Source organism: Rhizobium sp. Root491, from assembly GCF_001427205.1.
In the GTDB taxonomy this organism is placed as follows: Bacteria; Pseudomonadota; Alphaproteobacteria; order Rhizobiales; family Rhizobiaceae; genus Agrobacterium; species Agrobacterium tumefaciens.
The window spans coordinates 99,639-114,375 of the sequence record NZ_LMFF01000019.1 but is presented as its reverse complement, the minus strand read 5'-3'; the positions used below and the strand labels follow the sequence as shown (position 1 = coordinate 114,375).

Annotated in this window: 14 protein-coding genes and 1 tRNA gene; 12 read left to right on the top strand and 3 right to left on the bottom strand. The window is 59.3% G+C overall.

What is annotated here, in order from left to right; all coding sequences use genetic code 11:
• The first annotated feature begins 61 nt into the window (after positions 1–61).
• The 10 genes from ASD46_RS24690 to dps all read left to right on the top strand — a co-directional run bounded on the left by ASD46_RS24690 (position 62) and on the right by dps (position 9,398).
• Positions 62–1,141: an ABC transporter substrate-binding protein gene (locus tag ASD46_RS24690; RefSeq protein WP_019565081.1), complete on the top strand. Its 1,080-nt coding sequence runs from the start codon at positions 62–64 to the stop codon at positions 1,139–1,141.
• A gap of 252 nt (positions 1,142–1,393) precedes the next feature.
• Positions 1,394–2,338: a Bug family tripartite tricarboxylate transporter substrate binding protein gene (locus tag ASD46_RS24685; protein WP_025594375.1), complete on the top strand. Its 945-nt coding sequence runs from the start codon at positions 1,394–1,396 to the stop codon at positions 2,336–2,338.
• Positions 2,335–2,829: a tripartite tricarboxylate transporter TctB family protein gene (locus tag ASD46_RS24680; RefSeq protein WP_013636754.1), complete on the top strand. Its 495-nt coding sequence runs from the start codon at positions 2,335–2,337 to the stop codon at positions 2,827–2,829. Before ASD46_RS24685 ends, ASD46_RS24680 begins: the two co-directional genes overlap by 4 nt.
• A gap of 107 nt (positions 2,830–2,936) precedes the next feature.
• Entirely contained in the window at positions 2,937–4,454 is a 1,518-nt protein-coding gene (locus ASD46_RS24675; protein WP_003514036.1) for a tripartite tricarboxylate transporter permease, read from the top strand.
• 129 nt (positions 4,455–4,583) lie between these two features.
• Positions 4,584–4,844 (top strand): hypothetical protein, encoded by a 261-nt coding sequence (locus tag ASD46_RS24670; protein ID WP_003514037.1) that lies wholly within the window; start codon positions 4,584–4,586, stop codon positions 4,842–4,844.
• Positions 4,845–5,044: 200 nt separating this feature from the next.
• Positions 5,045–5,983 (top strand): siderophore ABC transporter substrate-binding protein, encoded by a 939-nt coding sequence (locus tag ASD46_RS24665; protein WP_013636756.1) that lies wholly within the window; start codon positions 5,045–5,047, stop codon positions 5,981–5,983.
• Between the two features lie 119 nt (positions 5,984–6,102).
• The gene (locus tag ASD46_RS24660) at positions 6,103–7,068 is read left to right on the top strand and encodes an ABC transporter permease (RefSeq protein ID WP_013636757.1); all 966 of its coding nucleotides are present in this window, start codon (positions 6,103–6,105) and stop codon (positions 7,066–7,068) included.
• The gene (locus ASD46_RS24655; RefSeq protein WP_025594379.1) at positions 7,061–8,029 is read left to right on the top strand and encodes an iron chelate uptake ABC transporter family permease subunit; all 969 of its coding nucleotides are present in this window, start codon (positions 7,061–7,063) and stop codon (positions 8,027–8,029) included. The genes ASD46_RS24660 and ASD46_RS24655 overlap by 8 nt, the downstream gene beginning before the upstream one ends.
• Positions 8,026–8,784 carry an ABC transporter ATP-binding protein gene (locus ASD46_RS24650; protein WP_025594380.1) on the top strand — a complete coding sequence of 253 codons (759 nt, stop codon included), beginning with the start codon at positions 8,026–8,028 and terminating at the stop codon, positions 8,782–8,784. Before ASD46_RS24655 ends, ASD46_RS24650 begins: the two co-directional genes overlap by 4 nt.
• A gap of 125 nt (positions 8,785–8,909) precedes the next feature.
• Positions 8,910–9,398 (top strand): DNA starvation/stationary phase protection protein Dps, encoded by a 489-nt coding sequence (gene dps / locus ASD46_RS24645; RefSeq protein ID WP_003514046.1) that lies wholly within the window; start codon positions 8,910–8,912, stop codon positions 9,396–9,398.
• Between the two features lie 77 nt (positions 9,399–9,475).
• On the opposite strand, the gene ASD46_RS26770 is transcribed toward dps, so the two are convergent.
• Positions 9,476–9,697 (bottom strand): hypothetical protein, encoded by a 222-nt coding sequence (locus tag ASD46_RS26770; RefSeq protein ID WP_013636760.1) that lies wholly within the window; start codon positions 9,695–9,697, stop codon positions 9,476–9,478.
• Between the two features lie 373 nt (positions 9,698–10,070).
• On the opposite strand from ASD46_RS26770, the gene ASD46_RS24635 reads away from it, so the two are divergent.
• Positions 10,071–10,145: transfer RNA gene (locus ASD46_RS24635), tRNA-Gly, on the top strand.
• A 403-nt stretch (positions 10,146–10,548) separates the two neighbouring features.
• Complete coding sequence (locus tag ASD46_RS24630) at positions 10,549–12,510, top strand: methyl-accepting chemotaxis protein (RefSeq protein WP_200951532.1); 1,962 nt, start codon at positions 10,549–10,551, stop codon at positions 12,508–12,510.
• 143 nt (positions 12,511–12,653) lie between these two features.
• On the opposite strand, the gene ASD46_RS24625 is transcribed toward ASD46_RS24630, so the two are convergent.
• Positions 12,654–13,487: an aldo/keto reductase gene (locus ASD46_RS24625; RefSeq protein ID WP_025594382.1), complete on the bottom strand. Its 834-nt coding sequence runs from the start codon at positions 13,485–13,487 to the stop codon at positions 12,654–12,656.
• A 66-nt stretch (positions 13,488–13,553) separates the two neighbouring features.
• Positions 13,554–14,735, bottom strand: a complete 1,182-nt coding sequence (locus ASD46_RS24620) for an MFS transporter (protein ID WP_013636763.1) — start codon at positions 14,733–14,735, stop codon at positions 13,554–13,556.
• Positions 14,736–14,737 lie beyond the last annotated feature (2 nt).

Below are 14,737 nucleotides of genomic sequence, written 5' to 3'. Positions count from 1 at the left end.
CCCGCAACATTGCCGAGCTTATCCAAGCCCTTGGCGCTTGTGAATGGCAAGCGCGTGCGGCATGATCTTTTCCATGCGTATCGCCGTTTTTCTCTGTCTCTGTCTTTGCATGGCCTCACCGGCGCTTGCACAAGTCGCCGTTTTCCCTGCACCATCAGGCAAGGCGGATGCGGAAACGCTGGTGGTTTATTCCTCGCTGGACGAACCGCTGGCCACGCCGATGATCGAGGGTTTCCAGAAGGCCAACCCCGATATCGCCGTCCATTACGAGGACATGCTGACCGGCGAAATCTATGATCGCATCGTGAAAGAAACCGATGCGGGCAAAAAGACCGCCGATTTCGCCTTTTCATCCGCCATGGATTTGCAGGTGAAGTTGAGCAATGACGGTTACGCCCAGCGCTCCGACCTTGCCATGAGCGCGCGCTGGCCCACCTGGGCCAACTGGCGCAACACCGCCTATGCGCTGACCTTCGAGCCGGCGGTGTTCGTGTATCACAAGCCGAGCTTTACCACCGAAAAGCCGCCCGCCACCCGTGCCGAATTCGTCGATTATCTTGAGCGCCACGCCAAGGAAGTGCATGGCCGCATCGCTACCTACGACATTGAGCGCTCCGGCGTCGGCTTCCTGTTCATGTCGCGCGATCAGGAGCAGTTCGGCGATATATGGAGCGTCATCAAGGCCATGGGCGCGGCCGGCGTGAAGGTCTATTCCACGTCATCCGCCATTCTGGAGCGTGTCTCCGACGGACGCTTCGTGCTGGGCTACAATATTCTCGGTTCCTACGCGGCCGACTGGGCCTCGCGCCATCCCGATGTCGGCATCGTGCTGCCCAAGGACTATACCGTGGTCATGTCGCGCATCGGGCTGGTGCCGGAAGCCGCCGCCAACCCGGCGCTCGGCCGCCGCTATCTCGAATTCTTCATGTCCAAGGAGGGCCAGACGATCATGGCCCGGCAATTGCAGATCCCCGCCGTAAGCCCTGACGTGGCGGGCGAAAATACCGCCAACACCATGCAGGCGATCCACGGCGCACAATTGCGCCCCGTGCCCGTCAGCCCGGGCCTGATGGTCTATCTGGATCAGGTCAAGCGCAGCCGCCTGATCGAGCGTTGGAACGAGGCGCTACGCTCGCAATAGTAGACGGCAAGCACAAATTAATAGAGAGTAAATGCGCAAGGACTTGCGGTGCGTCAGTTAGATGACAGCTTTTTATGATGCTCTGCAATCCTTCTTCATTCCGTGGAGGCGGAAGAAGATGCGGGAGGAAATCTTGAGGACCGTAGAGCTCCGCGCTGCCCTGGCAGCGTCAGTATAAGCACGGCCTGAAACTCCCTTCCGCATAAACGAAAAACGACGCCCAAAAAGGGCATCCTGAGGAGGGTTTTCTAAGTGAAACATTTTCTTATCGGCACATTTCTGGCAGGCGTGATCGCGCTTCCGGCGGTCGCAGCGGACTACACCATCATCGCGCCGGCCAATCCCGGCGGCGGCTGGGACCAGACCGCGCGTTCCCTGCAGAGCGTGCTGCAGGAAGAAGGCATTTCCAAGAGCGTTCAGGTGCAGAACGTGCCAGGTGCCGGCGGCACCATCGGTCTTGCACAGTTCGCCAGCCAGCAGAAGGGCAACCCGAACGCCCTCATCGTCGGCGGTTACGTGATGGTCGGCGCGATCCTCACCAACAAGGCGCCCGTCACCCTCAAGGAAGTGACGCCAATCGCCCGCCTGACCGGTGAATATGAAGCAATCGTCGTTCCGGCATCCTCGCCGCTGAAAACCATCGGCGACCTCGTCGACCAGCTCAAAAAAGATCCGGGCAGCGTGTCCTGGGGCGGCGGCTCGGCCGGCGGCACCGATCATATCGCTGTTGGCCTGATCGCCAAGGCGGCCGGCGTCGATCCGACCAAGATCAACTACATCGCCTATTCCGGCGGCGGCGAAGCGCTTGCCTCGATCCTCGGCTCGCAGGTCACTGCCGGCATTTCGAGCTACGGCGAATTCGAAAGCCAGGTCAAGGCGGGCACGTTGCGCCTGCTGGCCGTTTCCAGCGAAGAGAAGCTGGAAGGCGTTGACGCGCCGACGCTCAAGGAAAGCGGCCTCGACGTCGTCGTACAGAACTGGCGCATGGTCGCTGCTCCTCCCGGCCTGACGCCGGAACAGGAAAAGGCCGTCAGCGCCGATATCGAGAAGCTCGCGAAATCCGCAAAGTGGCAGGAAACGCTGAAGACCAAGAGCTGGATGGATACCTATCTTTCCGGTGACGAGTTCAAGGCGCAGCTTGCCAAGGACACCGACGCCACCGCCGCCATCCTCAAAGAAATCGGACTGGTAAAATGAGCCAGGGTTCCAACCCTTCACAACATCAAGAGCGCCGCCCTGACTGGGCGGCGCTGGCGATCGCCGTAGCCCTCGTCCTTATCGCCTGCGTGATCTTCTGGGACAGTGCGCGTCTCGCCAGCGTCACCGGCTACTCGCCGGTCGGTCCGGCAACGGTCCCCTACGCCATCGCCTTCTGTCTTGTCGGCCTTGCGCTCTGGACGGCCATCGAAGCCTGGCGCGGTGATTTTCCTGAACGGGACAAACAGGAAGTCGCCCCGGTCATATGGGTCGTCGCCGGCCTTGCCGCGCAGATGCTGTTGCTGAACGTCGCCGGTTTCTCCATCGCCACCGGTCTCCTGTTTGCGTTTACGGCGCGCGCCTTCGGCAAACGCAAGCTCTGGTATTCGATCCCCATCGGCATCGCTCTGAGCTTCGTCATCTGGATCATCTTTGCGCGGCTGCTGCAGCTTTCTCTGCCTGCCGGGCCTCTGGAACGGCTGTTGTTCTAACAGCCATTCCGACCAAAATTCGAGATCACAGGAAACCGCCGGCGCGCGATGACGCAAACGCCAGCCGTTCCGCCCGCCCATCTGCTCGACTTGGGGGACATCTGTCCATGAGTACGTTTGAATTCCTGCTGCACGGTCTTGAGGTTGCTGCCCAACCCATGAACCTGCTCTATGCGCTGATCGGCGTGACACTCGGCACTGCCGTCGGCGTTCTGCCCGGCATCGGGCCGGCGCTGACGGTCGCTCTGCTTCTGCCCGTTACATATCGGCTTGATCCTGCCGGTTCGCTCATCATGTTCGCCGGCATCTATTATGGCGGCATGTATGGCGGATCGACCACCTCGATCCTGCTCAACACGCCTGGCGAAAGCGCATCGATCGTGACTGCGCTCGAAGGCAACAAGATGGCCCGTGCGGGCCGCGGCGGTCCGGCACTTGCCACCGCCGCCATCGGCTCCTTCGTCGCTGGTCTCATCGCCACCGTCGCTCTCGCCTTTGTTGCACCGTATATCGTCAAGCTGGCGCTGGTTTTCGGCCCGCGCGAATATTTCGCGCTGATGGTGCTCGCTTTTGTCACCGTCTCCTCGGCTTTCGGAGATTCGGCACTGCGCGGCCTTACCTCGCTGTTCATCGGCTTCGCGCTCGCCATCGTCGGTATCGACCAGTTGACCGGCCAGACCCGCATGAGCTTCGGCATTCCCGACCTTCTCGACGGCGTGGAAGTGACGACGCTTGCGGTGGCCATGTTCGCCATCGGCGAGACGCTGTTCATCGTTGCGCAGGGCCAGAGTGGCGACGAGAAGGTCGAAGCGGTCAAGGGTTCGGTCTGGATGAGTGCGCAGGACTGGGCGCGTTCCTGGAAACCCTGGTTGCGCGGCACATTGATCGGTTTCCCCATTGGCGCCATGCCTGCCGGTGGTGCTGAAATCGGCACTTTCCTTTCCTATGCAACCGAAAAGCGGCTCAGCAAACATCCTGAAGAATTCGGCCATGGCGCCATCGAAGGGGTTGCCGGTCCGGAAGCCGCCAACAATGCCTCCGCTGCCGGTACGCTCGTGCCCCTCCTGACCCTCGGCCTGCCGACGACGGCAACAGCTGCCATCATGCTCGCCGGTTTCCAGCAGTTCGGTCTTCAGCCCGGCCCGTTGCTGTTTGCCACCAATCCGCAGCTGGTCTGGGGCCTTATCGCCAGCCTGTTCATCGCCAACCTGATGCTGCTGGTGCTCAATCTGCCGCTCATCGGCCTGTGGGTGAAGCTGCTGACCATCCCGAAACCCTGGCTCTATGCCGGCATCCTGCTGTTTGCGACGCTCGGCACCATCGGCGCCAACCCGTCCGTGTTCGAACTCGGCATGCTGCTCGCCTTCGGTATCCTTGGTTACATCATGCGCATCTTCGGTTATCCGATCGCGCCCGCCGTGGTCGGCCTCATCCTCGGGCCGCTTGCCGAACAGCAGCTTCGCCGTGCACTCGCCATCGGCCAGGGCGACCCGACCGTGCTGCTCACCTCACCGATTGCCGTCGGCCTGTTCCTTGTCGCAGCCGCCGCCTTCATCGTCCCGCTCATCATGCGCATCCGCGGCCGCGGCGAGGTGCTGACGCAGCTTGCCGCCAACGAGGACTGATAACAAACAGCCTCCCAAGGCAACTGGCCCCGTCTCCTTCCGGATGCGGGGCCCTTTTTATTCACGGCAACGGGATGTGTGGCGCAGGCACGGCCGTGATAGTATTCCTGTCCAACGCAGGAGAAAAACATGCGCAAGATCGCGATCATGCTGGTTCTGGGCCTTGCCGGCTGCGCCACCGCGGCACCCGACGTGCAACCCATTCCGGGCAGCATCACCTATGGCGGACAACCCCACACCAAATTGACCAAGTCACCCATCGGCAGCACGCTCAGCCACGAATTCGTCATGGGCGACGGCCGGCTGGCGATTGAAACCTACCGCATCCAGCCTGACCGGTCGCTGAAACTGGAAAGACGCGAGATCGTCGGCGACTGGCCGCCGAATTGAAAGAAGATACGGCCCCTGATGTGGCTCCGGGGTCTGCTTCCGGTACCACACACATTTCCCGCTCACGGCAATTCAGAACCATTCTAAAACATATTTTTGATTTCCGCATACCTTGCCAATAAAGCTGACAGCGAACATCAAGTTACGCCTGCGGGATCCGCTTCCGCAGGGTCAAGAACCATATTGCAAGGGACATATCCGTGGCCATCAACTTCACCTTCCCCGTTCGGCTGCTGGCAGCAGCGGCCTTCAGCCTTGGCGCGATGACCGCAGGCGCTGAGGAAATGACGATCAAGCACGCGCAGGGCGAGACCGTTCTGAAAGCCGCGCCGAAAAAGGTTCTGGTTCTGGATATCCCCTCGCTCGACAATCTCGATGCGATGGGCGTCGAGCCAGCTGGTGTCCTAGGTTCCAACCTGCCGACCTATCTCCAGAAATATGCCGATGGCAAATATCTGAAGGTCGGCACGCTGTTCGAACCCGATTACGAGGCGATCAATGCGGCAGAAGCCGATCTCGTCATCGTCGGCGGCCGTTCGCGGGCGAAATATCCCGATGTTGCGAAGATCACGCCCGCCATCGACATGTCGATCGATTCCAAGGAATTCATCGCGAGCGTCAAAGCCAATATCACCAAGCTCGGCGATATCTTCGGCAAGCAGGAAGAAGCAAAAAAGCTCGACGCCTCCATCGACGAGAAGGTTGCAAAGCTGAAGGCCATCGCGCCGAATTCCGGCACGGCGATGATCCTCGTCACCAATGCCGGCAAGGTCGGTGTTTACGGCCCAAGCTCGCGCACCGGCTGGCTGCACACGGAAATCGGCTTCAAGCCGGTCGCTCCTGATATCGATGACCGCTTCGACCGGGGCGATGTCGTGTCCTTCGAATATCTGGCAGAGGTCAATCCCGAATGGCTGTTCGTGATCGACCGCGATGCCGGCATCGGCCGCGCAACGGACCCAGGCAAGGCCGCCGCCCAGGTGCTGGACAACGAACTGATCCACCAGACCAACGCCTGGAAGAAAAAGCAGATCGTCTATCTCGATCCGCAGGCGGCCTATATCGTCAGCAGCGGTTATACGGCGCTCACCACCTTGCTTGATCAGGTCTACGAGGCCGTGTCCGAGAAGAAGTCGTAAAAACTGCCTTCGCGACGTCATCCCCGGGCTTCTCCCGAGGATGACGAAGGAGAGGTTCAGTCCTCCGGGCAATCTGCGAGGTCGAAGCGAGCCATCACCATTTTCGAAAAACCACTGACGTGAAATCCCTGTCCCTCATCCTCGCCCTCCTTCTGGCGCTGACACTCGCCATCGTCAGCCTGTTCGTCGGTGTGAGCAACGTCTCGCTAGCGACGCTTTTTGCGCCGGATACGAGCGCGGATGCACTGCGCGTGCTCCTCGTCAGCCGCATTCCGCGCACGCTGGCGCTCATACTGGCCGGAAGCTCGATGGCGATTGCCGGTCTCATCATGCAGATGCTGGTGCGCAACCGCTTCGTGGAGCCTTCGACGGCTGGCACCACCGAATCCGCCGGCCTTGGCCTGCTCACCGTCACCCTGCTTGCCCCGGAAACGCCGATCTTCGGCAAGATGCTGGTGGCCGCCGCTTTCGCGCTGGCGGGAACCGCACTTTTCCTGCGTATTCTACGGCAGGTGCCGCTGCGCGATGTGCTGCTGGTGCCGCTGATCGGCATCATGCTGGGCGGCGTCATTTCTGCCGTCACCACTTTCTTCGCCTATCGTTTCGATCTGCTGCAATCGCTCGGCGCGTGGATGACCGGGGATTTTTCCGGCGTGCTGCGTGGCCGCTATGAATTGCTGTGGATTGGCTTCGTTTTCGCCATCGCCGCCTATCTCGCCGCCGACCGTTTCACGGTGGCAGGCATGGGGCGCGACTTCACCACCAATCTCGGCCTGAACTATCGCCGGGTGATGGCGCTCGGCCTCACCATCGTCTCGCTGGTCAGTGCCGTCGTCGTCGTCACGGTCGGCATGATCCCTTTTCTCGGCCTGATTGTGCCGAATGTGGTCAGCCTGATGATCGGCGACAACATGCGCCGTTCCGTGCCCTGGGTGGCGACGCTTGGCGCGGTCTTCGTTCTTGCCTGCGACATCATCGGCAGAACGGTGCGCGCGCCCTATGAGATACCGATCGGAACCGTGGTCGGCGTCATCGGCAGCGCGCTGTTCCTCTATCTCCTGCTCCGGAAACGCCACCATGCATGAGAGACATCCCGACCGGCGCGCGAAACTCGTGCTGCTGATGCTTCTCGCACTGGCGCTCATCTCCATGGCTGCCTTCATGACGCTCGGTGCAAAGGGCAGTTGGAGCTTCATCCTGCCGTTTCGCGGCATCAAGCTTCTGTCGCTGCTGTTGGTGGCCTATGCCATCGCCGTTTCGACGGTATTGTTCCAGACGGTCACCAACAACCGCATTCTCACCCCTTCGGTGATGGGTTTCGATTCGCTCTATGTGCTGGTGCAGACGGCGCTAATCTTCGTGTTTGGCTCGGCAACCGTGGTGATGATCGATCCGCAGCTGAAGTTTCTTGCCGAAACCGCGCTGCTCGTCACCTTCTCCGCCCTGCTCTACCGCTGGCTTTTCGTCGGCGCGGAACGCAGCCTGCATCTTCTGGTGCTGGTCGGCATCGTCTTCGGCGTGTTCTTCCGCAGCCTCTCGGGCTTCATGCAGCGCATACTGGACCCCAATGAATATGCGGTGCTGCAGGATGTGCTGTTCGCCAGCTTCAATTCCATCGATCCCACCCTTCTTGCGGTATCAGCCATCATCGTCGGCGTGGTGACGATTATCGGGTTGCGGCTCCTGCACACGCTCGACGTTCTTTCGCTCGGCCGCGCAACGGCCATCAGCCTTGGCGTGGACTACAAGCGAACGGTGACGATCATCCTCGTGCTGGTCTCCGTTCTCGTTGCCGTTTCCACCGCACTCGTCGGCCCTGTCATGTTCTTCGGGCTGCTGGTTGCGGCGCTGGCCCATTATCTCACAGGCAACGGCAAACATGCCTATGTGCTGCCGGCTGCAATCCTCATCGCCATCATCTGCCTTGTCGGCGGTCAGGTGGTGCTGGAGCGGATCTTCGCCTTCAACACGGCGCTTTCCATCATCATCGAATTTCTGGGCGGCATCGTCTTTATCGGTCTTATTCTCAAGCGGGGTGCGCGATGATCATCGCCAGTCAGATCAGCAAATCCTATGGCGAAACGGTTGTTGTCGATGGCGTCTCCGTCGCCATTCCGGCAGGCGGCGTCACCTCCATCATCGGGCCAAACGGGGCGGGAAAATCCACGCTGCTCTCCATCGTGGCACGGCTGATGTCCATGGATGCGGGAACCGTGACTGTGGACGGGCTGGATGTGACCAAGACCCCTTCCGACACGCTGGCAAAACGGCTCTCGATCCTCAGGCAAGACAACCACATCTCGTCACGCCTGACGGTGCGCGATCTCGTCGGTTTTGGACGTTATCCCTATTCGAAGGGCCGTCCCACCATCGAGGACAAGGTCCATATCGACCGGGCGCTGGAATATCTCCATCTCGAAACCCTTTCCGGCCGCTTTCTCGACGAGCTTTCCGGCGGCCAGCGTCAGCGCGCCTTCGTGGCCATGGTTCTGTGTCAGGACACGGACTATGTGCTCCTGGACGAGCCGCTCAACAATCTCGACATGAAACACGCCTCAAGCATGATGAAGATCATGCGTCGCGCCGCCGACGAGCTGAAGAAGACCGTGGTTCTGGTGCTGCACGACATCAACTTCGCCTCCTGGTACTCCGACACCATCATCGCCATGCGTGATGGCCGAATCTGCCGCCAGGGACCGGCGGAACAGATTATCCGTCCGGAGGTTCTGCGGGAAATCTACGACATGACCATCAGTGTCAACGACATAGACGGTCGACGCATCTGTCTGTTTTATGAGTGAGATACGACGATTGCAGAGGTTTTTTGCCATTGCCGTCCGAGCGACGGAACAGGGCAACCAGCCAGGGCGTTAATCGGCGGAGATTTTGCCAAACGGCATTCCGTCCGCAACGTCAGGAGACATCGATGAAGACGCACAAGACGAAGAACGACCTGCCTTCCAACGCCAAATCAACGGTGATGGGTATTCTGAACGAATCGCTCGCTTCTGTGATCGACCTTGCACTGGTGACCAAGCAGGCGCACTGGAACCTGAAAGGTCCGCAGTTCATCGCCGTGCACGAACTTCTCGACACCTTCCGCGCCCAGCTCGACAATCACGGCGATACCATTGCCGAACGCGTGGTGCAGCTTGGCGGCACGGCCCTCGGTAGCCTGCAATCCGTCTCTTCGACGACCAAGCTCAAGGCCTATCCGACCGATATCTACAAGATCCACGATCATTTGGACGAACTGATCGCTCGTTATGGCGACGTGGCCAACATGATCCGCAAGGCTATCGATGATTCCGACGAGGCTGGCGACCCGACGACAGCGGATATCTTCACCGCCGCCTCGCGCGATCTCGACAAGGCGCTGTGGTTCCTCGAGGCGCACGTTCAGGAAAAGAGCTGAGCCGCAACGCGACTACTGCCACCACACACACGAAAGCGCCCGAGATGCCCGGGCGCTTTTTTAATGAAATGGCGCAATCAGTGCCGACGTAAAACCGCAAGACCGATGTCGCGCAACATCTCATGATCGAGAATGCCGCGCTGGGCGCTACGGATCAAAACCGCCGCGCACTCGTTGGCGACGTGGCTACAGCGATCTTGAAGGCACTCGAAACATACGCCGTCGAAAATATTCTGCAGATCGGTGATCTGCTGGGGCGACAATTGTGCGCCGACTCTTTCAAAAGCTGCATACGACAAGGCTCATCCTCCCGATGATGACATGCCAAGTATCGTTTCTTTTTTTGTGGACATGAAATTTGTACACCCGAACGAATCACTTGTCGAATCAGATTTTAACCAAATGTAAACAGGTTATTTTTTGGCCATCCGGCCGGTTGTGTGCTTTTACAACCCAAATAAAGGCCAGCCGAAACAATACCTTCGCCCGCCAACACCCTTTTTTACGACGCATCGGCCCGGCCGTTTTGAATAAACCCACAGGCCAGACGGATTTCCACCGAAACCGCAAAAGAAACTGTTGCATTCCAAAAACGATTGAGCGATATAGCACCCGTCGCCACGCTTTGGCGGCCCGCGGTCCAGCGAACTACCCCGGACCAGCGGTTTTTGAGCGGGTGTAGCTCAGGGGTAGAGCACAACCTTGCCAAGGTTGGGGTCGAGGGTTCAAATCCCTTCGCCCGCTCCAGTTTTCCCCGGAAACGTCGGGATTGTCAAAGCGCTTACGGGCACCGCCCTGATTTTGCCGCCGGTCCCAGATAGCTCCTCTTCAACCGAAGCCTACCCGCATGTTCTGGGCCGATCTGACGCCCAACCATAGTCCCGTGCCCTAGATACCGAACTTATTCGCTTCGGGAAGGCGTTCGCGGACGCGCAAGACATGACAACCGATTTGAGATGCCCATTATAATTATTCAGTATTAAATACTATTCTTATTTAATATAACAGTACAGTATCTTATTATAAGATACGTAATTACTAATAATACATAATTATTTCTTAAATTTGTAAGTATAATTATCACCGGAAAAGCGCATGATGCCGAAATATGACCCATGAAGGGCTCGATTTTCTTGTGGGAGCCATAACGATGAGAAATATTCCCGTTGTCGGAAAGTTTTTGACGGTATTTGCGCTATTCGGCGTATGTGCAATCCTGATTGCGGCCTACTCCGCCATACAGATCAAATCGATCGATGGAAGTTATAGTGACCTTATTGCGCGTGACAGCGCAGCGGCCTTGAATTTGGCACTCGCGAACCAAGAACTGCTGAACGGGCGTGCGGCTTTGGCCGATATGATGATCGCCTTTACGGAACAGGGTAATGCCGCTGCCGAAGCTGAGGTGAAGGCCACACGCGACAAGTTCATGGTATCGATGGATGGAGCCATCGCTAATATCCCCGAAGACAACCGCCTGCGCGTACTCAAGGACGACGTGACGACGCTCTATAATGTGACGTGCAAGAACGCCTGGCACCTGGGCCGAACCGCATCAACCGTGGATGAGGCACTTGCGTCGCAAAAAGCGTTTGGCACCGAGTGCCAGCCAGTCTTTGCCAAGATCGGCGCGAAACTTACACAGATAGCCACTGATATTTCGAACCGTAGCGCCAAGCAGAGCGATGATCTGAGCGACATAAGCCAACGGACTGCACTGATTACCGTCGCGGCGGTCGTCCTCGGCTTCATCACCGTCGTCGTCATCGGATATTTCGCGATCAGCAGCTGGCTTGTCACGCCGATCCGGGGTCTTGTCCGCACGATGCAAACGCTTGCGGAGGGTAACCTGTCCGTCAATGTCGAGGGAACGGACCGGCGCGACGAGGTCGGCACGATGGCAAAGGCCGTTGAGGTCTTCAAGGATAACGAATTGAAGGCCCGCCGGCTGGAAGCGGATGCGGCGCAGGTGCGTAACCAGTCCGAGGCAGAGCGTCAAAGAACCGCCGATATTGATCGCAGGCGCGCCGCCGAAATGGCGGAAGCGACCAGCGGCCTTGCCGAAGGTCTGAAGCATATGGCCAATGGCGACCTGTCCTACCAGCTGAAAACGCCTTTCTCCGCAGAATTCGAAAGCCTGCGTGCGGACTTCAATATCGCCGTAAACCAGCTTAGCAAAACACTGCTGTCCGTTGCCGATGTCACGGCCACGATCGACAACGGCTCTCGCGAGTTGAGTTCGAGTGCGAGCGACCTGTCGCAACGCACGGAAACCCAAGCCGCATCGCTGGAAGAAACAGCCGCAGCGCTCGACCAGATAACCAGCAACGTCAGCAATTCGACCAGACGGACTGAGGAGGCCCGGATCGTGGCGGTCGAGGCCAACAGATCCGCGCAGACATCCGGTCAGGTCGTGGCAACTGCGGTCGATGCCATGAAGCGCATAGAAAGCTCTTCAAGCCAGATTTCCAACATCATAGGCGTCATCGACGAGATTGCCTTCCAGACCAATCTTCTGGCACTCAACGCCGGCGTCGAGGCGGCCCGTGCGGGCGAGGCAGGCAAGGGCTTTGCGGTTGTGGCACAGGAAGTGCGTGAACTGGCCCAGCGCTCGGCGCAAGCGGCCAAGGAAATCAAGGAGCTTATCCGCAACTCCGCCGACGAAGTGCAGAACGGCGTGAAACTCGTGACCGCAACCGGCGACGCCCTGAAGATCATTGAAAGTCACGTCATCGCCATCAATACACAACTCGACGCCATCGCGACATCCGCAAGGGAACAGTCGGTCGGGTTGGCCGAGGTCAACAGCGCGGTGAACCAGATGGACCATGTCACGCAGCACAATGCCGCGATGGTCGAAAGGGCGACGGCCTCCAGCGCATCGCTTGCCGGTGATGCCGAAAAACTCCGCCAGATCGTCGGCCAGTTCAAGCTGGATGGCGCAATGGCCAGCACCAGCACGGCTAGAACCGCATATAAGCCTTCAGCGCCGGTGCGCGTTGCCGACAACGCACAGCCGAGACCATCCCCGGCGCGTCGCATGATCGGCCAGGTGGCCGCAGCGCTCGGCGTATCCACGGCCTCGAAAGATCAGACATGGGGCGAATTCTGATCCACTCTCTCAGACGACACCCGGATAGCTTATCCGGGTGTCTTAAGGTTATCTATATCAGTGAAAACCGCTCCTCCGTCATGCCGGGCTAGACCCGGGGTGACGGCACCGGGAGGAATTCCACCCACACCCGTTGGCAACTGTCAGGCAGCCGCGTCCCATACCGGTGCAAGCCCGTCCGGCGAGACGATACGGCCATCCGGTCGAGCAAGAGCACGGATCGCATCCGTCTCAGCGACCGACAGCGTGAAATCGAAGATCGCAAGGTTTTCGTCAACACGGGCTTCGCTCACCGTCTTCGAAAGCGCAATCACACCCTGCTGCTGCACGAGCCAGCGCAGCACCACCTGCGCCACCGACTTGCCCCGGCTTGCGGCGATGTCCTTTAGAACCGGATCGGCAAAAACCTTGCCGTCGGCCATACCGTAGTAACCCGTCACCGACATGCCGGCAGACTTGGCCGCCGCGATCACCATATCCTGATCGATATAGGGATGGTATTCGATCTGATTGGTGACGATCGGTGCCTTTGACAAACTGACCGCCTCAGCCATCAGCGCCGTATTGAAATTGGACACGCCGATATGGCGAACCTTGCCGGCGTCGCGAACCACGTTCAGCGCGCCGATCTGCTCGGCCAGCGTTACCGCCTCGTTCGGCCAGTGCAGAAGCAGGAGATCGACATAATCGGTCTTCAGTTTTTTCAGGCTCTCATCGACGGAGGCAAGAAAGGCATCGTGCCTGTAGTTCTCCACCCAGACCTTGGTGGTCAGGAAGATATCGCTGCGTGCCACGCCGGAACCGGCAATGGCTTCGCCGACTTCGGCCTCATTACCGTAAATCTGTGCGGTATCGATATGGCGAAAGCCGGCCTTCAGGGCATGCGGAACGATCCGAAGAACATCGGGGCCGGGAATACGGAAGGTACCGAAGCCAAGCACCGGGATCGATGCGCCGTTGGCGGTGACATCAAACATATATTTTCTCCTTTTAGGGTACGCCCGGCCAGCCCTTAGGCAGTGGCCGGGATTTATATGAAAAACTCAGGCAGTCTTCAGCGAGAGCGAGGCGCGACGGTCGAGTGCACTGCTCCAGAGGGTGAGAATGAGGGCAATAGCGACAAGGATGGCGCCGACCCACGGGGTTGCGGCAAGGCCCATCGGCGATTCCACCACCAGACCGCCAAGCCACGCACCAATCGCGATGCCGAGATTGAAGGCGGCGATATTGAGCGCCGAGGCGACATCGACAGCGCCGGGGCGATGTTCCTTGGCCAGCTGCACCACATAAAGCTGCAGGCCGGGAACGTTGGCAAAGGACAGGAAGCCGAGCGCCACCAGCGTGATCAGGGTCAGAACCGGCGAAACGGCGGTGAAGGAAAAGACCAGCAGCACGATGGCTTGTGCCAGAAAGAGGCCGATCAACGCCTTGACCGGATTGTGGTTGGCGATTTTGCCGCCACCGATGTTACCGGCGGCAATGGCGATGCCGTAGAGCACAAGGATCAGGCCGACGCTCTTTTCGGAGAAGCCTGTGACATCCTGAAGGATCGGCGCCAGAAAGGTGAAGGCGACGAAGGTGCCGCCGTAACCAAGTGCGGTCATGGCGAAAACGATGAGCAGTCGGCCGGAACCCAGCACCCGCACCTGATCGAGAAGGCTGGCGGGCGGCGCTTTCTTCAGCGTTCCCGGCAACAGGGCCGCGATACCGGCAAAGGCGATGACACCAAGACCTGCAACCGCCCAGAAGGTGGCGCGCCAGCCGAAAATCTGCCCGATATAGGTACCGATCGGCACGCCGGTGACGATGGCGACGGTCAGACCCATGAACATCATGGCAATCGCTGAGCCACGGCGGTTTTCCGGCACGAGATCGGCGGCGATGGTGGCGCCAACGGAGAAGAACACGCCATGGGCGAAGGCGGAAAGCACCCGCGCGACCAGAAGCGTCTCATAGCTTGGCGACACGGCGGCTGCGACATTACCGACAACGAACAGCGCCATCAGACCGAGCAGCAGCGGCTTTCTTTCGATCTTGCCGGTCAGCGCAGTCAGGATCGGCGCACCGAAAGTGACACCCAGCGCGTAAACGCTGACGATAAGGCCGGCAAGCGGCAGGGTAATGTGGAGATCTGCGGCGACCGTCGGCAAAAGACCGACGATGACAAACTCCGTGGTTCCGATCGCGTAAGCCGCGATCGTCAAGGCAAATATGGCCAATGGCATGA